Source organism: Fodinicola feengrottensis, from assembly GCF_010993775.1.
In the GTDB taxonomy this organism is placed as follows: domain Bacteria; phylum Actinomycetota; class Actinomycetes; order Mycobacteriales; family HKI-0501; genus Fodinicola; species Fodinicola feengrottensis.
The window spans coordinates 1-18,349 of the sequence record NZ_WOTO01000010.1 but is presented as its reverse complement, the minus strand read 5'-3'; the positions used below and the strand labels follow the sequence as shown (position 1 = coordinate 18,349).

The 18,349-nt window shown below is 66.2% G+C and carries 27 protein-coding genes and 1 tRNA gene; 16 read left to right on the top strand and 12 right to left on the bottom strand.

Annotation, left to right across the window (positions count from 1 at the left end):
- Positions 1 to 34 precede the first annotated feature (34 nt).
- A complete protein-coding gene (locus GNX96_RS11395; protein ID WP_163568073.1) occupies positions 35 to 1,108 on the top strand; it encodes an alpha/beta hydrolase in 1,074 nt (357 codons plus the stop codon).
- Positions 1,109 to 1,140: 32 nt separating this feature from the next.
- Here GNX96_RS11395 and GNX96_RS11390 read toward each other — a convergent pair whose 3' ends face one another.
- On the bottom strand, positions 1,141 to 2,268 hold the full coding sequence (locus GNX96_RS11390; protein WP_163568165.1) for an FAD-dependent oxidoreductase: 1,128 nt from the start codon (positions 2,266 to 2,268) through the stop codon (positions 1,141 to 1,143).
- 101 nt (positions 2,269 to 2,369) lie between these two features.
- Here GNX96_RS11390 and GNX96_RS11385 point away from each other — a divergent pair, with 101 nt between their 5' ends.
- Entirely contained in the window at positions 2,370 to 3,011 is a 642-nt protein-coding gene (locus GNX96_RS11385; RefSeq protein WP_279580027.1) for a TetR/AcrR family transcriptional regulator, read from the top strand.
- 62 nt (positions 3,012 to 3,073) lie between these two features.
- On the opposite strand, the gene GNX96_RS50820 is transcribed toward GNX96_RS11385, so the two are convergent.
- The gene (locus GNX96_RS50820) at positions 3,074 to 3,403 is read right to left on the bottom strand and encodes a hypothetical protein (RefSeq protein ID WP_279580026.1); all 330 of its coding nucleotides are present in this window, start codon (positions 3,401 to 3,403) and stop codon (positions 3,074 to 3,076) included.
- Between GNX96_RS50820 and GNX96_RS50815 the strand changes: the two genes are divergently transcribed.
- From GNX96_RS50815 to GNX96_RS60995, 7 genes are all read left to right on the top strand, one after another.
- Entirely contained in the window at positions 3,404 to 3,748 is a 345-nt protein-coding gene (locus GNX96_RS50815; RefSeq protein ID WP_279580025.1) for a DUF4232 domain-containing protein, read from the top strand.
- 94 nt (positions 3,749 to 3,842) lie between these two features.
- A complete protein-coding gene (locus GNX96_RS50810) occupies positions 3,843 to 4,016 on the top strand; it encodes an NAD(P)H-binding protein (RefSeq protein WP_279580024.1) in 174 nt (57 codons plus the stop codon).
- Complete coding sequence (locus tag GNX96_RS50805) at positions 3,986 to 4,195, top strand: hypothetical protein (RefSeq protein WP_279580023.1); 210 nt, start codon at positions 3,986 to 3,988, stop codon at positions 4,193 to 4,195. The genes GNX96_RS50810 and GNX96_RS50805 overlap by 31 nt, the downstream gene beginning before the upstream one ends.
- A 124-nt stretch (positions 4,196 to 4,319) precedes the next feature.
- Entirely contained in the window at positions 4,320 to 4,508 is a 189-nt protein-coding gene (locus GNX96_RS50800; protein ID WP_279580022.1) for a hypothetical protein, read from the top strand.
- Positions 4,495 to 4,692 carry an NAD-dependent epimerase/dehydratase family protein gene (locus tag GNX96_RS50795; protein WP_279580021.1) on the top strand — a complete coding sequence of 66 codons (198 nt, stop codon included), beginning with the start codon at positions 4,495 to 4,497 and terminating at the stop codon, positions 4,690 to 4,692. Before GNX96_RS50800 ends, GNX96_RS50795 begins: the two co-directional genes overlap by 14 nt.
- 290 nt (positions 4,693 to 4,982) lie before the next feature.
- On the top strand, positions 4,983 to 5,360 hold the full coding sequence (locus GNX96_RS61000; RefSeq protein WP_313885632.1) for a Rossmann-fold NAD(P)-binding domain-containing protein: 378 nt from the start codon (positions 4,983 to 4,985) through the stop codon (positions 5,358 to 5,360).
- A 20-nt stretch (positions 5,361 to 5,380) separates the two neighbouring features.
- The gene (locus tag GNX96_RS60995; RefSeq protein WP_313885631.1) at positions 5,381 to 5,959 is read left to right on the top strand and encodes an NAD(P)-dependent oxidoreductase; all 579 of its coding nucleotides are present in this window, start codon (positions 5,381 to 5,383) and stop codon (positions 5,957 to 5,959) included.
- Between the two features lie 53 nt (positions 5,960 to 6,012).
- Here the strand turns inward: GNX96_RS60995 and GNX96_RS11365 are convergent.
- The 7 genes from GNX96_RS11365 to GNX96_RS50790 all read right to left on the bottom strand — a co-directional run bounded on the left by GNX96_RS11365 (position 6,013) and on the right by GNX96_RS50790 (position 10,017).
- Positions 6,013 to 6,092, bottom strand: a tRNA-Thr gene (locus tag GNX96_RS11365).
- 272 nt (positions 6,093 to 6,364) lie between these two features.
- The gene (locus GNX96_RS11360) at positions 6,365 to 6,562 is read right to left on the bottom strand and encodes a hypothetical protein (RefSeq protein WP_279580020.1); all 198 of its coding nucleotides are present in this window, start codon (positions 6,560 to 6,562) and stop codon (positions 6,365 to 6,367) included.
- Between the two features lie 82 nt (positions 6,563 to 6,644).
- Entirely contained in the window at positions 6,645 to 6,788 is a 144-nt protein-coding gene (locus GNX96_RS11355) for a hypothetical protein (RefSeq protein ID WP_163568070.1), read from the bottom strand.
- Positions 6,789 to 6,992: 204 nt separating this feature from the next.
- On the bottom strand, positions 6,993 to 7,451 hold the full coding sequence (locus GNX96_RS11350; RefSeq protein ID WP_279580019.1) for a hypothetical protein: 459 nt from the start codon (positions 7,449 to 7,451) through the stop codon (positions 6,993 to 6,995).
- Positions 7,448 to 7,783, bottom strand: a complete 336-nt coding sequence (locus tag GNX96_RS11345) for a hypothetical protein (protein WP_163568068.1) — start codon at positions 7,781 to 7,783, stop codon at positions 7,448 to 7,450. Before GNX96_RS11345 ends, GNX96_RS11350 begins: the two co-directional genes overlap by 4 nt.
- A 361-nt stretch (positions 7,784 to 8,144) precedes the next feature.
- Positions 8,145 to 9,779 (bottom strand): tetratricopeptide repeat protein, encoded by a 1,635-nt coding sequence (locus GNX96_RS11340; protein WP_163568067.1) that lies wholly within the window; start codon positions 9,777 to 9,779, stop codon positions 8,145 to 8,147.
- 43 nt (positions 9,780 to 9,822) lie between these two features.
- Positions 9,823 to 10,017, bottom strand: coding sequence for a hypothetical protein (locus GNX96_RS50790; RefSeq protein WP_279580018.1), 195 nt, complete (start codon positions 10,015 to 10,017; stop codon positions 9,823 to 9,825).
- Between the two features lie 79 nt (positions 10,018 to 10,096).
- Between GNX96_RS50790 and GNX96_RS11335 the strand changes: the two genes are divergently transcribed.
- The 4 genes from GNX96_RS11335 to GNX96_RS11320 all read left to right on the top strand — a co-directional run bounded on the left by GNX96_RS11335 (position 10,097) and on the right by GNX96_RS11320 (position 12,369).
- Positions 10,097 to 10,294 carry a hypothetical protein gene (locus tag GNX96_RS11335; RefSeq protein ID WP_163568066.1) on the top strand — a complete coding sequence of 66 codons (198 nt, stop codon included), beginning with the start codon at positions 10,097 to 10,099 and terminating at the stop codon, positions 10,292 to 10,294.
- A gap of 682 nt (positions 10,295 to 10,976) precedes the next feature.
- Complete coding sequence (locus tag GNX96_RS11330; protein WP_163568065.1) at positions 10,977 to 11,144, top strand: hypothetical protein; 168 nt, start codon at positions 10,977 to 10,979, stop codon at positions 11,142 to 11,144.
- Positions 11,145 to 11,292: 148 nt separating this feature from the next.
- On the top strand, positions 11,293 to 11,532 hold the full coding sequence (locus GNX96_RS11325) for a hypothetical protein (RefSeq protein WP_163568064.1): 240 nt from the start codon (positions 11,293 to 11,295) through the stop codon (positions 11,530 to 11,532).
- Positions 11,533 to 11,613: 81 nt separating this feature from the next.
- A complete protein-coding gene (locus tag GNX96_RS11320; RefSeq protein ID WP_163568063.1) occupies positions 11,614 to 12,369 on the top strand; it encodes a hypothetical protein in 756 nt (251 codons plus the stop codon).
- Between the two features lie 196 nt (positions 12,370 to 12,565).
- Here the strand turns inward: GNX96_RS11320 and GNX96_RS11315 are convergent, their stop codons facing one another.
- On the bottom strand, positions 12,566 to 14,134 hold the full coding sequence (locus tag GNX96_RS11315; protein ID WP_163568062.1) for a tyrosine-type recombinase/integrase: 1,569 nt from the start codon (positions 14,132 to 14,134) through the stop codon (positions 12,566 to 12,568).
- Positions 14,135 to 15,044: 910 nt separating this feature from the next.
- Between GNX96_RS11315 and GNX96_RS11310 the strand changes: the two genes are divergently transcribed.
- The gene (locus tag GNX96_RS11310) at positions 15,045 to 15,509 is read left to right on the top strand and encodes a hypothetical protein (RefSeq protein WP_163568061.1); all 465 of its coding nucleotides are present in this window, start codon (positions 15,045 to 15,047) and stop codon (positions 15,507 to 15,509) included.
- Positions 15,510 to 15,729: 220 nt separating this feature from the next.
- Here the strand turns inward: GNX96_RS11310 and GNX96_RS50785 are convergent, their stop codons facing one another.
- Both GNX96_RS50785 and GNX96_RS11300 read right to left on the bottom strand, forming a co-directional pair.
- Positions 15,730 to 16,182 (bottom strand): hypothetical protein, encoded by a 453-nt coding sequence (locus GNX96_RS50785; protein WP_279580017.1) that lies wholly within the window; start codon positions 16,180 to 16,182, stop codon positions 15,730 to 15,732.
- Between the two features lie 312 nt (positions 16,183 to 16,494).
- On the bottom strand, positions 16,495 to 17,340 hold the full coding sequence (locus GNX96_RS11300) for a glycosyltransferase family protein (protein WP_163568059.1): 846 nt from the start codon (positions 17,338 to 17,340) through the stop codon (positions 16,495 to 16,497).
- A 46-nt stretch (positions 17,341 to 17,386) separates the two neighbouring features.
- Here GNX96_RS11300 and GNX96_RS11295 point away from each other — a divergent pair, with 46 nt between their 5' ends.
- Both GNX96_RS11295 and GNX96_RS50780 read left to right on the top strand, forming a co-directional pair.
- The gene (locus tag GNX96_RS11295) at positions 17,387 to 17,818 is read left to right on the top strand and encodes an NUDIX domain-containing protein (protein WP_163568058.1); all 432 of its coding nucleotides are present in this window, start codon (positions 17,387 to 17,389) and stop codon (positions 17,816 to 17,818) included.
- 219 nt (positions 17,819 to 18,037) lie between these two features.
- On the top strand, positions 18,038 to 18,349 hold a 312-nt coding region (locus GNX96_RS50780), incomplete at its 3' end, for a hypothetical protein (protein ID WP_279580016.1).

The window sequence follows — 18,349 nt, the reverse complement described above, 5'->3', positions numbered from 1 at the left end:
GGGGCGAGGTCATCTCTGGCGAAGGTGGAATGCGATGAGAATCCGTTTCCGGGCGTTACTTTGTGGTGGGGCGGGTCTGGCCGTCGCACTCGTACTGGCGGCCGCCCCGACCGAAGCCGCCGAGGCTGCGCCGCCGCACTTCGCCGACGGGTTCGGGCTGACCGTGGTCAGCCAGCCGGCGTGGGTGGATGCCAACCACCGCACTTTTACTTTCGCGGTGAGCTCCGACCAAGTTCCGAATCCGACGTTGCTGCCGGGCCAGACCGCTGGGCAGCACCTGATCATGGTTACCCTGCCAGCCGGGTACGACGGCGCAGCCGCCACCCGCTATCCGGTCCTCTATAACCTGCACGGCAACCCGGACCGGCCGAACACCGTGGCGAACCTGCAGATCACCGAGCAGTCGACGCAAGGCGTACCACTGATCACGGTGGCCCCCAACGGCGTACGCAGCTGGTACGCGAACTGGGCGAACCCCGGCGCGCTCGGCCCGCAGAACTGGGAGACCTTCCATCTCGACCAGGTGATCCCGCTGGTCGACGCCAACCTGAAAACCGTCGCCACCAGGGCTGGCCGGGCGATTGTGGGCCACTCGATGGGCGGCTTCGGCGCGTTCCACTACGCCGAGGACCGGCCGGACCTGTTCAGCTATGTGGGCAGCCTCTCCGGCGGTCTGGACCTGCTCAGCCAGGAGCAGCGAGCCGCGGTGGTGGAGACCGAACTGGACCCGGCGTCGGGCACCCCGACGGTGGCCGTCGACTCGATCTTCGGCCCGCCGACCTGGCCGCTGGACGGTGCGTGGAATGCGCAGAGCCCGGCCCAGCATGTCGCGTCGCTGCGCGGCATGGGAGTCGCGATGTACGTCGGCAACGGCGGTGACCTGACCGTCGATCCGATCCAGGCCGTGATCGAGAACCGGGCCAGGGAAACCGCCCTGGTGACCGCGACCAACCTCAAGGCCGCCGGCATCCCGTACGACTTCGCCGACTACGGCGACGGCAGCGCCTGGGCGCCGGGCTGCACCGGCAAACATGCCCAGCAACCGTGCCTGCAGGCCGACATGGACCACTTCATCCCACTGATCATGCAGCGGCTCCAGCACCCCTGACGTTTGTCGTACGGGTGTGACCCCAGTAGTTGTCAGTCCGCGGGTGCCGGCTCGGTGGTCCGCGGGGTGAAGAAGCGGACGAGGTCGTCGGCCGCGGTGGGAGACATCATCATCGCCTGGATGCGCGCGGACATTTCGGCGATCGGCTGGATCCTGGTGAACATCGCCCGCTCGTACGCACGGATCGCCGAGTCGGGATCGGCGGGATTCGCGGCGAGTTCGGCGGCGAGTTCGGCGCCGTCGAGCATGGCCTGGTTGGCGCCCTCGCCGACCGGCGGCATGAGGTGTGCGGCGTCCCCGATGAGGGTGACACCCGCCTGCGGGTCCCAGCGTGCGTCGGTGGGCATCGTCTCGATCCTGCGTACGAAAGGCGAGCCGTCGCCGGCCGCGATAAGCGCGGTGACCTGGGGAGCCCAGCCAGCGAAAATGTCCAGCAGACCGGCTTTGCTGCGGTACGTGTCCACGTGGCGATCGGTCGGCCCCAGGGACATCCCGACTCGAATGCTGCCGTCGCCGAGGCGTTGCGCCGAGAGGATCTGGCTCACGCCGACGCACCACATGTTCCCCGACCGACCGACCAGCTCGGCGATGTCCGGATAACGCCGGTCAACATCGCTGATGGTCAGCGCCACCGAGGTGCCGACGTACGACAGTGGCGCGTCGGTCAGCAGGGACCGGACGACCGAGCGTGCGCCGTCCGCGCCAATGAGGACGTCGCAGTCGGCGCTGTGCCCGTCATCGAAAGTCAGCCCGAAACCTCCGCCGGCTCGTGGCGTCGCCGCGACGAGCCGACGCTGCCAGGCCACCGCCTCGCCGGGGAGCGAATCGAGCAGGAGATCGCGCAACGCCCTCCGATCGATCTCGGGACGTCCAGAGAATGAGCCGGGCTTGGGTATGTGGTGCACAAGGATGCGCCCAGCCGGGTCGAGGATGCGATGTTCCTCGCCCTCCGGCCGCGCCTTCGACTGGAACTGGCCGGCGAGACCGGCCTTGGCCAGGGCCTGCTGCCCGGACTCCGCATGCAGGTCGAGCATGCCGCCCTGTGATCGCGCGGATCGGGTTGCCTCACGCTCGTACACCTGCGCGTGGATGCCGTGCAGGTGCAGGACCCTGGCCAGGGTCAGGCCGCCGAGGCCGCCACCAGCTATCGCGATTCGCATCATCGTCTCCGTTACCGTACGCTGTACCTTATGGATACGCCGTACGGTAGCGCACCGCTGCCCGTCTGGGAACGGCCGGAGCCGCACCCGCGTCGGCGCCCGTGCCGCTCAGCCGCGCGAAGATCGCCGCCGCGGCGATCCAGCTCGCGGACGTACACGGCCTCGACGGTCTGTCGGTACGCAAGCTCGCAAAGGAGCTCGGCGTCGGTCCGATGCGGCTCTACGACTACGTGGTCAACAGATCCGAACTGCTCGATCTCATGGTCGACGCCATCTACGCCCAGATCGCCGAAGCCGACCAGCACTCGCAGTGGCGCGCCACCGTTTTGGCCATATATCACCGAACCCGCGATGCCACCCTTGATCATGAGTGGTTCTCCGACCTGCTCGGCGGAAGGCCGCACTTGGGGCCACACGCGCTCGCCGTCGGCGAATCGACCGCGGCGGCACTCAGTCAGGCACCCGCCGTACGCGACATCGACGACCTCCAGCGAATCGTCGGCGCCCTCAACGCCTTCGTCATCGGAGCGCTCCGCAGGGAAGTCACCGAGCGACGCACCGCCCGTACCACCGGCACCGACGTGACCACCTGGCAGAAAACCCTCGGGCCGTACCTGACCCGCATGCTCAAAACGGGCCGCTACCCCACCGTCGCCCGGCTCGTCATCGACGGCGCCCACCTCAACCCCGAGGAAACCTTCCACCACAACCTGATCACCATCCTCGACGGCATCACCAGCTGAACGGACATCGTCGGCTGGACAACCAACGGCGGGCGAGCGGCGTCTTAGGCGGCGAGACATGGTTACCGGGACGGTATCCGCGGGGGAGGAACGATGGGAAAGAACAGCAGCCTGTTGGTGTCAATGGGGCTGGCCGCAGTCGTTTTGGCTGGTTGCGGGCAAGGTGGTGGCAACGCAGGCCCATCGCCGTCCTCGACACCGACGCCTGCTCCGACGGCGTCGACACCGGGCGGTACGGGCTCGTCGGACGGGTCGTCCGGCGGCACGTCAGGCAGCACGTCCGGAGCCGGCAGTGGCAACGGCGGCGCCTCGAACGCGGGCCTGACCAACTGCACGGTCGGAAGGGCCTCAAGGTCACGGTCGCGAGCGGTGATGGTGGTGCCGCCGGCCACGTGGGCTACTACCTGCGGTTCACCAACACCACCAAGCAGTCCTGCTATCTGTGGGGCTCGCCGGGCGTCTCCTTCGTCGCCGGCGACAAGGGCACCCAGGTCGGCCCGGCGGCGGTTCGCCAGCCGAAGGCGAAGGGACACAAGGTGACCATTCCGGCCGGCGGCTATGCGATCAGTACGTTGGTGATCACCAGCAACGGGCCGCTGCAGCCGTGCAACCTGGTGCAGGTCCGTGGGCTGCGGATCTACCCGCCGGACGACTACGGCGCGGCGTTCGTGGCGATGTCGCAGCAGGTGTGTTCGAACCCGAAGCAGAGCCAGCTGCAGGTCGACACGGTGCACTGAAGCGGACCGTCGAATTGGCTCTGAACTGGACCTGTTGCCACTGACAAGCGCGGATAGCGTTGACAGCGATGGCATTTCTGGTGAGGAGCTGACGATGCGTGTTTTCTTGGCTGGTGCGACCGGCGCGTTGGGGCGTCGCCTCATTCCGATACTGGTCGCCGACGGTCATCAGGTCACTGGACTGACCCGGCGCGAGACGCAGGCAGATGCCCTTCGGGCGGCCGGAGCCGACGCGGCGTGGCTGACGTCTACGACCTCGATGCGTTGACCGCCGCCGTACGGCAGGCCGCTCCGGATGTCGTTATGCACCAGCTGACGGACCTCTCGGCGGGGGACACCGGCGCGAACGCGGAGATCCGCCGGCGCGGCACCCGCAACCTCACGGACGCGGCGCTGGCGGCGGGCGTACGACGGATCGTCGCGCAAAAGCATCGGATGGGCGTATGAGCCGGGGGAGACGCCAGCGGACGAGCAGACACCGCTCGATGTCCAAGCCGAGGGCGTACGAGCGACGACCGTTGCGGCGGTCGCCGAGCTGGAGCGGACCGTACGCGAGGCACCCGAGTGGGTCGTGCTGCGCTATGGCCTCTTCTACGGGCCGGGCACCTGGTATGCGAAGGACGGCCTGATGGCGGACAAGGCGCGCGCTGGCGAGCTGCCGGCCACTGGCGACATCGCGAGTTTCGTGCACATCGACGACGCCGCGGCGCGCGGCGGCGATGGCGCTGTGCTGGCCCACCGGTGCGGTGAACGTCTGTGACGACGAGCCGGCCGCCGGGTCGATCTGGGTGCCAGCCTTCTGCCGGGCCGTCGGCGCACCGTCGCCCACCGCCGGCGGCGACCGGCAGCCGTGGGCCCGGGGCGCGGACAACCGCCACGCGCGCGACCGTCTCAAGTGGACACCCGAGCGGCCATCCTGGCGTACCGGCTTCACCGACCTTTGATTTTCCCCTCTCCTCGGAGGCATGCCCAGCCACAAAACGACATCAGGCTTTGACAACAAGAAGGATTTCTGGACCGGCGCCTATCAGGCGGTCGATGCCTGGGCGCCTGGTTTTTGGTCAAGTCCCGGCGAAACTTTGCATGTCGCGTCCCGGTGCGAGATGTCGGCCGCCCAGATCCGGTCACGCAGTCGGCGAAATACTGAGCTGGCGGCGACAACGCCGATTCCGGGGACTCTGGGGCTGACAACTGGGCGGGCTATGGTGAGCACAGTCCGACCCGGAGGGCCGTCGTGAAGGTTGTCGTTGCCGAGCCGTACCTGCTGCCGCACCGTGACCTGATGGTCGAGCTTGGCCCGCCGGACGCGGTGTTTTCCTGGCACGACAGCTTTACCGAGGGCCCGGTCGGCGCTGACCTTGCCGACGCCGACGCGTACGTTGGGTCGGTGTTGACTCGGTCGATGGCGACTGGCGCGCGTCGGCTGCGGTTCGTACAGGTGCCGGGCGCGGGGACGAACGGCATCGATTTTGGTGCGCTGCCAGCGGATGCGGTGTGCGCCAACACCTACCACCACGGCCCGTCGATCGGCGAGTACGTCGTTTCCGCGCTGATCCTGCTGAACCGGCGGATTCCGGAGCAGGATCGGGCATTGCGGTCCGTGACTGGCTGACGCCGAAACGGGCCAGCCTGATGGCCCAACCGTCCACTTTGGACGGTCAGACCGTCGGTTTCGTGGGATTCGGCCACATCGGGGTTTCCTCGTGGCGGTTTCTGCGCGCCTTCGGCATGCGTGGGATCGCCGTGACCGGCCGCGGCAAAGGTGACCCGGCCGAGTACGGCCTGGACTGGCTGGGCGGCGTCGACCGGCTCGCCGACCTGCTGAGCGAGTCCGACGCCGTGGTACTCAGCGCGCCGCTGAACGAGCAGACCACCGGCATGATCGGGCCGGCGGAACTCGCGGGGATGCGGCGTTGCGCCGTCCTGGTCAACGTCGGACGTGGGCCGCTGGTCGATGAGCGCGGCTTGTACGAGGCGCTGCGGGACGGAGTGATCGCGGGTGCGGCGATCGACGTCTGGTATCACTACCCGGGCCTCGACCTGCGAGCGCAGCCGAGCGACTTTCCGTTCCGAGACCTGAGAAATGTCCTCATGAGCCCACACATCTCCGGCGTCACCGCGGCCACCTTCCGCAGCCGGACCGCCGAGATCGCGGCGAACCTGCGCCGTGTCGCGGCCGGCGAGGCACCGCGGAACCAAGTGCTGGCCTAGGGGGTTCGATCCCGCTGGCGTTTGGTGAGCTTTCGTCGTTGGTGGTCAGTGTGTGGAGCCGCCTCCTCCGAGAATCGAACTCGGGACCTACGCATTACGAGTGCGTCGCTCTGGCCAACTGAGCTAAGGCGGCGTAGTGCTGTTTGCCGGTAAGCAGTCTAGCTGAGTGCTGGTTTGTCCAGGTGAGGCAGGGGGCATGGGTCAGTTGGAGAACCCAACGATGTTGGTCTGTGCCGGTCTGTGGGGCCTGGTTGTGGTTCCTCTGGGCACGCTCTGGGCACGCAACCGGGGCGCCCAGCCGGCTTATGGGCCGCCCAGTCCAACTTTCCGGCGGTTACGGAGAGCCAAGACAAGGACGGGTTGCGCGCGCTCCGTGACTCCGCCGGCCGGCAGTTCTGGCTCGAGCTACCCCAACACGTCGGCGAGCATGTCACGATGGGCGGCAAAGATCCGACCACCTGTTGCGGCTGCACAGGCAACGAGTTCGTCATACGTGCTGGCACTAACCCAACGCGCCTCCGCGGCGTCGTCGGCGCCGGTGACTGCCGGGAGGTTGTCGCGGTCGAGGACGCCGAGGTCGGTACGGCACAACACAGTTACCATCCATGCCTCATCGCTAGCCCGCGCGGACGGCACAGATCCCGGACTATGGCTGTTTCCCGGCCTGCAGCCCGGACGACCAGCCCTACCCGGCACCATCACCCACCGGCTCCAGCGTCTGGGCATGCAGCCCAGCGACTACCGAGAATCCGCACTGCTGCACCTGGCCGGGAGCCTGCCACCGGCAGTCACCGCTGACCTCCTCGGCCTCTCCCACCAGGCCCCCCATCGATGGTCGGTCCTCGCCGGGCGCCCCTGGGGAACGTACGTCGCTGGCCGGCTGGCTCGGCCGGTCGACCGAGACCCGAGCTGACCGCAGTCGATGTACTCACGCGTTACCCCACAAGCGCGCCAAGGCACGGCTCGACAAGGAGGCCCTGGCAGCACCGCATGAGCACGTAAGCGGCACTGTCGCCGTGCGTGACCAGCGCGTTTAGCGCTGCCCGTTGAGGGTTGCCTGCACGAGGGCGGTCAGGTCGGACTTGTCCAGGATGAAGCTGGCCTCGTACACGACCTCTTGGGCGGCCTCATCGGAGTCGGGATCCAGCGCGTAGTAAGCGAGTATGTGGGCGCGGGCAACATTGCGCCACCGGCGCCGCTCCTGATCGAGCCGGGTGATGTCGCGCCCGTCCTGCTGGGCCTGCTGGATGTCTTCCTCCCGCATGAGGCGTTCACTGTCGGCCTCGTCGCCCTGCGTCTCCAGCCATTGCCGTAGCGGAGAGTCGCCGTATTCGCCAGCGCTCAGAGCGGCCAGCAACTCCTGGGCGCCGGTGATCGGCACCAGGTTCAACACGTAGGCGGTGACCGCGGCAGCGACCTGCCGCTGGGCGGACTGCCCTGCAGCGGTGATGCGGTCGGCCACAGCCCGGTCGCCCATCCGCAAACGGCTCACCACGACGGTTCCATCCCTCTCCTCGGCGTGCGGAAAATCGCAGGATAACCAGCCGGCGGCGGAGCCACCGCGCTGGCCGGCAGCACCTGAGCCTGCTGCATGGCCAGCTGGCACTGGTAGCAGATCCGATAACCGGCCGCGATCGACTCCAACCGGAACCCCCTCAACGGATACGGCTCGTCCTCGCCGGGCGGTAACGGCAGCTCCGCCAAGTCGGTGTAAGCGATCATCCGCCGCTCCGCATCCAGCGACACATCATCTGGCAACGTGGCCCGCACCTCGGTCGACAGATGCTTCTTGATCTGCCGCGGAATGTACCCGTCGCCGGACATCGCCATCACTTCCTGCCGCGCGCCGGCCTGACTCTTCGCTACTCCGAACGCAACGCAGGGACGCGACGACGGCCACCGGCCCGAACGGGTCGGGCCAGGCTGTGGGATCAGATCCTGGAACCAGGCGGCCTTTCGCTCAAGATAGGCAGCCCATTGTCGGCCCAGCTCGTCGAGCCCCTCACCTCCGTCCATGCCCGCAGCATGCCACCCGGCAACGTCGTGCCGCTGACCATCAGGGAATCCGCCCTGCGGGCCCGATCCACGGAATGCGAATGCGTTCTGGCCGTCGTCCTACGTCGAGGGCGGGGCGGTGTTGGGAGTAATAGGCACCCTCGATCCTTCAGGGTGGCGACCGTCTGTATCAGCGGTGGCGGCGCGTTCGCGCCAGGCGCGTGCGCCACCCAGATCTGGAGGCTGCAGTTGATCCGACAGCAGGATGCCGAGGCAGACCATGGCGTTGGTATTTCCGGAGTTGGCGGCGCGTTCGTACCAGGCGCGTGCCCCATCCAGGTCTGGAGGCTGCAGCTGATCCGACAGCAGATTGCCGATTGCCGAGGTTGACCATGGCGTCGGTGTTTCCGGCGTCAGCGGCGCGTTCGTACCAGGTCCGCGCCCCGTCCAGGTCCGGCCCCTGCACCTCGAGGCACAGCAGGACGCCCAGGCTGTTCATGGCAAGGGTGTGGCCGGCTTCAGCGGCGCGTTCGTACCAGGTCCGCGCTGCCTCCAGGTCCCGCGGCTGCACCTGATAGGCCAGCATGGCTCCTATGTTGTTCATAGCATTGGTGTTCCCGGCGGCTGCGGCGGCTTCGTACCAGCCACGTGCCCCCTCCAGGTCCGGCGGCTGCATCTTGCTGGACAGGAGGATGCCCAGGCTGTTCATGGCACCGATGTTTCCGGCGGTTGCGGCGCGTTCGTACCAGACGTAGGCCCCCTCCAGGTCCGGCGGCTGCACCTGACCGGCCAGCAAGCCCCCCAGATTTGCCATCGCGATGGTGTCCCCAGCGGTGGCCGCGCGTTCATACCAGACGCGGGCCCCCTCCAGGTCCGGCGGCTGCATCTGGCTGGCCAGGAGGATACCCAGGTTGTTCAGCGCACTGGTGTTTCCGGCGGTTGCGGCGGCTTCGTACCAAGAGCGGGCTCCCTCCAGGTCCGGCGGCCGCACCTTACCGGCCAGTAAGACGCCGAGACTGAACATGGCGTCGGCGTTTCCCGCGGTGGCCGCACGCTCCAACCAGGCACGTGCTCCCTCCAGGTCCGGCGGCTGTAGCTCGTACGCCAGCAGGACACCCAGGTTGTTCATGGCGTCGGTGTCTCCGGCGGTGGCCCCGCGCTCCAACCAGTTGCGTCCTCCCTTCAGGTCCGGCGGCTGTAGCTCGTACGCGAGCAGCAAACCCAGGGCATTCATGGCGAGTATGTTGCCTGCGGTTGCGGCGCGTTCGTACCAGGTGCGGGCCCCCACCAGGTCCGGCGGCCGCACACTGTGGCACAGCAGATTGCCGAGGTTGTTCATGGCGTCGGTGTTGCCTGCGGTTGCGGCGCGTTCGTACCAGGTGCGGGCTCCCTCCAGGTCCGGCGGCCGCACACTGTCGGACAGCAGATTGCCGAGGCCAACCATCCCGTCGGTGTGACCGGCAGTGGCGGCGCGTTCATACCAGACACACGCTCGGTCTAAGTCCGGCGGCTGGAGATAGTCGGACAGCAGAACGCCAAGATTGACCATGGCGGCGGTGTTGCCGGCGGTGGCGCTGATTTCCCAGGCTGATCGTGTGATCTGCAGATTGCTGCGTTCGTAGGCGGTGATGCCGATGGTGAACGCGTCTTCTGGGTTGGCGCGCTGGAGGGCCTGGTCCCAGAAGGTGGTGGGGATGGGTCGCGGGGCGTCAGTTTGGTTGTCGTCCTGGGCGATGAGGTAGTCGAAGACGCGGTATCCGCGTGTCCCGTCAGCCAGCGGCACGGTACGCAGCGCGGCGACCCTTCCAGCACCCCGCGGCGGCATGCGGGCCGTGTGGAGCGCAGCTGCGATGTCGGCATCGCTGGGGTCAAGTTCGGGATGGTCGTGGAAGAGGCGGGCGGTCGAGGGCGAGGGTGGTGAGGTCGTCGGCGGGGATCGGCCGCTGCATGCCGACCCGTGCCCAGTCGATCGCGGTTTGCACGATTGAGAGCAGAATCGGTTGCGCGTCGCGGTATTGCCGAAGCAGCTGCGGCGCGCCCGCCAATCGTTCGCCCAGTCCCACGATCGACAGATCCGCGGACGGGTAGGCGGCTCGGGCGGCCGCTTGTTCCTTGTCGTCGTCGCTGGTCGGTCCCAGTTCGATGTTCGATGACAGTCGCGTCGTTGAGAAGTTGGCGGGTGTCGCGGGTCAGCTCGCCAGTGTCGGCGGTGAGGCGGTCTCGTTCCTCCCGCCGCAGTGTGGCGATGAGCAGGGTCGGTCCGGGGCGGGCAGTGAGCTGGACCAGTACGGCCGGAGTCAGGGCGTCCGTGGTGGTCAGGAACCGTTGCAGGTCATCTAGCCACACCACCAATAGATCGGTCGATCCTTCGATTCGTGGGTGGCGTGCCAGTTGACCGAGCGCGGGAACGGGGGCTAGGACACGGGCGTCGGGCCAACGCTCCTGGACGGCTTCGAACGCGGTCCTGGTCTTGCCTGTCTTCGATGGCCCAACGACCACCACGAGCCGTCCGGGCACGAGTTTGTCGCGAAGTACGTCGTCAACGTTATTGCGGGTTCGCGGAACATACTGGTCTTGCTGGCGGTAAGTGTCACGGTCACCGAACTCGGTCGGTGAGGCTCCCAATTGGTACGGGTCCAGATCCCGCATCGCCGGCAGATCTCCGTCATCCAACGGCAGTTCGACCAATCCCGTCAACGGCTGCGTCGGCACATGGGCACCGGCGGCCGTTTGCGATATCCGGATGGTGTCGCCGAACCCGATGATTTCAATGTGTCCGGCGGAGATGACCGGCTCGACAGAACCCGCAACCGTGCTGTGAATGCCCGCACCCGCCGGTCGTCGGGAAACCGGCGGCGCGGTCGCCCCCGTTGCGTGAAGCGAAGCATCGGCTAAAGCGCTGGTCGGCCCGTGCGCATGCTTGTACTTGCGGCGCCACCCGGCGGGGTCGAACGAGCCCTCCGGCGTCGCCAGCCGCTGGCTCGTAGCGTGTTGCTGACATGCCAGCACGAACGCCTCGACCGTGGCCCACGCCGGCTTGCCGTCGTTGAGCAGATCGCCCACGGTCGAACGCGGCAACGACCGACCCGCACGGGCCGCCGCAGCCTCCAACGCCCGCCCGCAACGACGGACTACCCACCAGATCCCGGAGCCCGCGCAGGGCAGCAACCAACTCCGGGCGCTGCGATGACGGTGGCGGGGCGTCCACATGGCTATGGTCGCAGTCCGGTCAACCGCCTGACACCGCGCGTCCGTCGACGTGTCCCGCTGACCGTCCGGCGGTGTCCGATCTCTGGCACCGGACCACACCGGACGCCCACCTACGTTCAGTGGACAGCATGACCAGCAACATCGTGTCCATGCTCGGCCGGGCCATCGCCACGGGCGCCGGCCTGCTCACCGCGACTCACCTGCCCGTGGCAGCAGCCACCGGCGGCGGCGTATTCCTAGCCCTGATCGTCTGGCTCGCACTCACCAGCGCCCACGCAAAAACCAAAACACGCCGCGACGCCGCCCGCGCCACCCTCGCCCTGATCCTGAACTTCCTCCGGCGCCACAACACCAGACAGAATCCATAGCCCAACACCGAAATGGGGCAACCCAGGATTCGACAACTTCGAATACCTCGCGTTCCCAGTTGTCTGCGGAACGAGCGTGCGGTGCGGGATGGGCTGGAGCCAGATGAATTCGACGGCATCCGGCTAGAGTCGGTGGCCGCTGCGTATAACGTGTGTTGGAGGCGGTGCCAGCCGGTGTTGCGTCGGGAGCGGACCAACCCGTTGACCACGCTCGCGCAGCGGCCGCCGGGTCAGCCAGAACCAGAACCGCCCTTGGCCTACGGTCCGCCGCCACCTGCCGTACGACTGGGAGCATGCCAGGATCCGAAGAAAGGACCACGGTCAGTGAGGTACGCGGGCTTACGTCCGGAGCTTTCCCGGCAGATCGAGTCCGCCGGCCCGCAGGTCCAGCGGCGGCTGGCACTGTCACTGATCGTCTTGGTGACCGAACGAGTGACGGTGAACCGCGGAGCCGAGGTGCTGACCGCGGTGCACACCGGAGACTTCGGCGACACCGAGCTGCGAGCCTGGGTCGGGCAGCAAGCGAAGATAGCCAACTCGGCTCACGACAAACTGTGGAACCGACAGCGCCAAGCCGAGGATGCTGGCGAACCAGTACCCGATGGACAGGACGACCTGATAGAACGCGCGCACATGGCGGCGTCGGCATACGAAGTCCTGTACGCGGCACTGGACTCGGATCCCAACACCGCGGCGCAGGAAGTGGCGTTCCTGGCACGCCGGGCAACGTCCGACGACGAAGCCGAAACAGCGGTCGGCTGGATACTGCGTGAGGCCGGATACGACGTCAGCCGTACGGTGTTCTGGCTGCCCACCCAACAGCCGAGCAGCACATAACGATCGGCCGTGGCCACGCCAAGGATTCCGACAGGTAATACGCCGGACCTCCCGTCGGGCGGTAGCCGGATCTGATTCTGATAAGCCTCGCAGGCACCTTCGAATCGCTGCCGCGCGGTCTGTGACTGAGGTTCGATTACAGTCGCGGACTCCGACGGCGATTTCAGTGCAATAGAAGAAAAAAATATCCGCATAGTCACACGCCTGCGGCGGACAGGTCAGCATCGACGATGCTTGGCAAAGCGGCTCTATGCTGTCCTGCGAGGAATGAGCGCGGCGCGCCTTTCTCAGCGGCAGCTTTTGCGAGCTGGGGAAGGACGCTCGTGTAGAACTTCGAGGTGACCCGATCGCTGCTGTGGCCGAGCATTTCTTGGACGACCTTCATCTGGACCCCCGCGGCCAGGTGAATGGTCGCCGCCACGTGTCGGAGATCGTGCAGACGTACCGGTGGTAGGTCGGAGAATTCGACAAGACGGTTAAAATGCTTGCTGATCTTTCCTGGATGCAGAAGGGAGCCGTCGGCGTTCGTGAATATCCGACCAGTCTCGGTCCAAGTCTCGCCGGCGGCCATGCGGGCTTCTAGCTGGCGCTTGCGGTGTCGACGAAGGACTCCGAGGGTCTTGGCGTCCAAGGCTATCGTTCGGTGGCTATCTTTGGTCTTCGGTGCTGACTCTACGATGTCCCACCCGTCCTGGACGAGCTGCGTGGCGATGGTCAGCGATTCCTCTATCTCGTTGAGGTCCATCCACCTCACCCCACAGGCTTCACCTCGCCGCAGACCTCGGTAGGCCATTAGATGCCACATCGCGTATAGCTCGTGGTCAACGATAGTGTCAAGAAATTGCCCAACTTGCTCTGGCATCCAGACCATCACTGGAGACGGCGTGAGGCCAGTCTCCTCCCAGTATTCGACCCGCGAGTCGGTCCACACCAGAGCCTTCGCTGACCGGCCGTCATCGGCGATCTCGACGTGAGCCGCCGGATTGAAGGTAATCAACCGGTATGGGGAGATGGCCCTGTTCAGCGCGGCACGAAGTGTCGCTTTGATGTGCTTCTGGGTAGACGTACCGGTGGTTCGCCGAAACGGCGGAAGTTCGCGTAACTCCGCACATAGCGCCCGTGATTCGGCGCGAGACTTTGCCGTCTTGCGTTTGGCGTTTATCTCATGGCGGATCGCGTTATTCGCGGCGATGGCATCATTGGCTTCGTTGATCGCATCAAACATGTCGATGACGTGTCCGATGCTTAGCTTGTCCAGACGGACATGCCCAAGGTGTGGTTTGAGGTGACAGCGCACGTCCATCTCGTAGCGTTTGATTCCGGACTTCCTACCTCGCTGGTTGGCCAACCACATGTCCAGATAATCAGCCACTATTACATGGGCGTTGAGAATGTGTGGCGTCTTCAACAGGCGACGAACGGTCTCGGCGTCCGGCAGAGGCTCGCGGGTACGAGAGACCCGCGCCAAAAGCGCGGCGACATTATCGATCGCATCATCGTCTCCCGGATCCGGAATAGCGAGAATTGTCCTCACGCGGTCCAGATCAACTTGCCCCTCAGTCTGCGTGTCGTATCCCTTGCGACGAAACAACCGTCGTTCCCCGTCCGCCCCAGTCGCGAGTTCCTGGCGAACTGTCCACGTGCCATGGCGCTTCTTTCCGAGATCTGGGCACTGCGCTCCCAACTCGCGACCGGTTTTCTTGTCGCGACAGGTGCAACGCTTTGTTACTGATCCGGATGCCATTTGCTTTTCCCTTTCACGCATGAGACTAACGTCGAAACACAGGACATCGCTGCATCCTCGATATCGCGACCAAAAGGCACCGAACGAGGAAGCTCGGGAACGAGGAGGATGGAGGAATCTGTTAAATGTGTCGAGCGACGCACATCCAAGCGCCGCGGACTGCACCCTACTGGGCTCATCAGCGCGCGCCAAGTGCCCCGCCACAGACAAATATCGCATTGTCGATTTGTTGGCCGCAGGGTTCACGACGGCCGCCTTTCTCCTTGTCCGGCGGCTCTCGGTGGCGGCTGTTCTCATTCCGAGTAGCGGTTGTCATTCGTCCAGCTGTACATCGATAGCTCGACCGCATGCTTCCGGCACACATACTTGCGCGACGGACAGTCTGGATAGCCGCCGACGGCCAACGCGCACCCGCTGCCCTGGCATCGTCAACGATGTCGAGTCAATTCGTGGAGAATGCCGCCGATGCCGAGGAAGCAATCACCGCACCAACTGAAGGCGGCGGCTGACCGCCGGCACACCGAACAACGGCGGTTGACCGCCGATCTACATCAGCAAGAGGAACACCTGTTGTCGACCGAAACGCCTGAAGGCCGGCAACTCACCGGGGGCGCTGGAGCAACAACGGGACGCGTTCCGAGACAAATTCGGCCGCGAGTCCGGCCCTAGCGATTCGCTGATCCTCGACCCCGACGCGGCCGCCGACGCGCCAACCGCGATGACCTAAGGACTGGAACACCTGGACAAGCTCACGACGGATTCGCCGAAGCAGGCATCGACCCGGGTTAAGGCGTGGCGGAAGACCGCATACCAGGTCATGGACGCCAACCAGCACCTGTTCTCTGCCATCGAGGTTCAGACGTACCTGGAGATAGTCGAATGACACGAGATCCAAGCCGCCGGTGGCGAATGGGACGACGACCCCGATGGCTTGGACGACGAAGACATCATCGACGACGATGCCGCCGATGTGCTCGAACAGGTGGTTATTGACGACCGCGACGTTGTCGCCACACTCCATCTGATGGACAGGTCACCGCCGATCCCGCAACCAACGAAACTCCGAGGCCGACGCCTCCACGGCGTTGACGATCGAGATGTTCGCGATCCTGACCGGCTGGCTCACACCGCCGGCTACGACCTACCGCCAACCGCCGCTACTACCTTGATCGTCAACAGTCTCGGCAGTGAGGCAATCACCGCGCCGTCATCCTCGGCGGGTTCGTCGGTCACCCAAGCGCACCCATGGCACAAGACGATCGATGACGCCTTCGAGGAGCTCGGGCCACTGGTAGTGCCGACGATGATCTGGCTAACCGCCGCGCTGGTCGGCCCATCAGTCGCGGCGCCGCGCCTTGGATCCGCCAACACGACACCACCGACTCCCAGCACCTGAGACCGGTGCCACTGACCGGCGGTCTTGGGGAAATCGGAGCGTCGTGGGTGTAGACCCTACCAACCAAACCCCGGCGGGGGATACCGAGCCGACCGGCGACGGCCGTGACGCCGCGGTGATGCCATGCGGCGTCGGTCGACGTTCCGCACTCCAGGCTGCTGGTCAAGGGCTCAGGCGCTGGTGCGGCGCGCTTAATGCCGGAGTCATGTGGGAGACCTGCTCACAATGCTGACACCGATGGGCGGGCGTTAGCAGCAGCGTCAGATGGCACCTTGCGTTGCGGCGAGTCCGCGGTGCCGCTCATGGCTGACTGGGGTGTCCGCGTCCGCTTGGTCGCTGAGGAGGTTGTGCTGCTGTGGTGTGAGCGACGCTGTCGTCCAGCTGGTGCCCGCGGTGCCCCAGGTTCCGCGGCGGGCCATTGCCCAACAGCAGCCGCCTGGCGATAAGCATCGTCGAACTTCTCCTGTGCGGCAGCGATCCGCTGGTTGGCGGCCGTCTGTACGTCCACCAGATTCTGATTGGCCCGCTCGGCTTCCAGGCGAGCCATGTCGACGGACTGTCGTTCCTTCTCACTGACCGCCGCCAGTTCGGTCAGTGCCTGCTGAATATCGGCAACCAGGGGCGCGAGCTCGCCGCTACTCGGCTCGGATGGGGACGGTGGTCGCAACGCCATTTTGAACAGCCCTCCTTAGATAGCCTTGGATAGAGGAGCACTCTACCCGCCGAATCGGACATCGTGGCCATAATGTGCCATCTCGAGCCCGCTTGGCACGCCGTCGGGCACTACGTGGGCTCAGTTGCAGCCGGCCGAACTCTTTCAAGCCCCTGCAGCACGTTCGTGGCGGCGTGGACCGTCACGGTCGATCATGATCCCGGCGGCCATCGGCGCACACTCCCATATGGCTCCTCAGTGCGTGGGGCCGCCGACGCCTTTAATCACCGAACCGTTCGTGTTACGGACCCGTCGGATTCCAAGCGTTTGAAGTCAGCCGCAGTGCGATGGATCGAGGCGCGAGTCCGCCTCTGTGGTTCCGAGGTCGATGACCGGCGCGGTGGTGGTCAGGATCTCGACGCGTCGTTTGCGGCTGTAAGACGCCAAAGCCAGTGACAACTTTGGTTCGTGGATCGGACCGGTGGGAGGTTCGCTCCGGAGATGTTCCACGAAGTCTTGGGTGAGCCGGGCGCGACCTTCCATCAGTCGTAGACCGTTGTGGCCGTACCGGTCCAGGAGCAGGACCGCCTGGTCGCGGGTCGGTTTTTCGATCAAGGACGTCATGATGGGACGGCCGCTGACGGTCGTGTCAGGGCAGATGATCACTCCGCGATGGGCGGCCGCGTCGAGGTCGAACGGACGAGCCAGCACGGTGACGGTGTCCGCCGCTGCTGCGGCCAGCATCGGCATCGGCGGCGCGGCTGGGTAGAGGTTGTCGGCGAAGGCGAGGTAGAGGTCACCGGGTGGGTGGAGGGTGGCGGCGCCGTTGAGTACGGAGGTGATGTCGGCGTAGTCGCCGCGCTGACGTACGAAGATGACATCAAGGTCGGCCCAAGCCGAGCGGATCGCAACAGGCTGCCGCGCGAGCGTCCGGTAGCGATATTGGGCACCGGCCGACAGGGTCAAGCGTGCCCAGCGGACGAACGTTTCGTAGTACGGGTGGTAGACGATCGCGGCTCGCGCCGGACCGACGGCGGCGATCTCGTCGAGCAGGTGCGCGATGCCCGGCCGGCCCTGCACGGGGTAGAACTCCTTGGGCAGGAACTGGGACCAGCTCGCGGCCCTGGTGCCGAGCCCACCCGCGGCGACGACCACATGTGCGACACGTTCGGTAGTCACCGGGTCACCGCATTGTTGCGGACCAGCGGCTTGCTACGGTCGCTGGGTGCATATCCGCGTAACCGGGATCGTCATCGAGGACGACCGGATTCTGTTGCTGGACCAGGACACCGATGGCGATCGCACCTGGAGCCTTCCCGGCGGGAAGGTCGAGGATGGCGAGACCCTCGCCGAGGCGCTGGTGCGGGAAGTCCGGGAGGAGGCCGGCGTCGTTGTCGAGGTCGGCCGGATGCTGTACGTATGTGATCACGTTGGGGCGCACGTTGTTCACATCACCTTCGAGGCTCGCCGAGTCGGCGGCCGAGTCGGGGCCGGTGAGCCCGGTAAGGACTCCCGACCGATCAGAGGAGTGGAATTCGTGACGATCGCTGACCTGCCGGGGCGCGGGTTCAGCGAGCGTTTCGTGCAGCTGTGCCAGGATGGATTTCCGGGCGCGGGTTCGTACATGGGGCCGAAGTCAGCGATCGGCTTGGGCTGACCCGCCGCGACCGCAGGCTGGGGCGGTGGGGCGAGCAGGTCGAGGACGGTCTGGTCGAGGGTCTGCAGCGGTTGGGCTCGGTCGCGGAGGCTGTGGATCCAGCGCCACAGCCCGCCGGCCAGCTCGGCGGTCTCCAGCGTCCGGTTTTCCGTGTCACGGACAGGGCGCAAGCCGATTCCGCGTGAGCCGCCGAGCAGCTGGCGGGATCGAATGGCGGTGATGGCCGTCCGGCCGGCTGGGGTGTTCCAGGCGGCACCGAACAGGTACCTCGCGACGGGCTGGTGGCGGCCGCCGGGTGGGCCGTCGCCGCACCAGGTCTGCAGGTTGCCGACCCGGTGGTGGATGTCGAGCTGGCTCGCGGCCGGGTGCGAGTCGCGGGCGCCCACGTCGCCGGACCGCGTACATGTGTTGGTCGGTATCGGCGCGCCCAGGGGGTGGCGGTTGCAAGCTCACGGCTGCGGGTGGGCAGTCGGCACCGGTCAAGGCGGCGAATGGCGCGGCGCCGATCCAGTCACCCAGTACGCCGGGTGG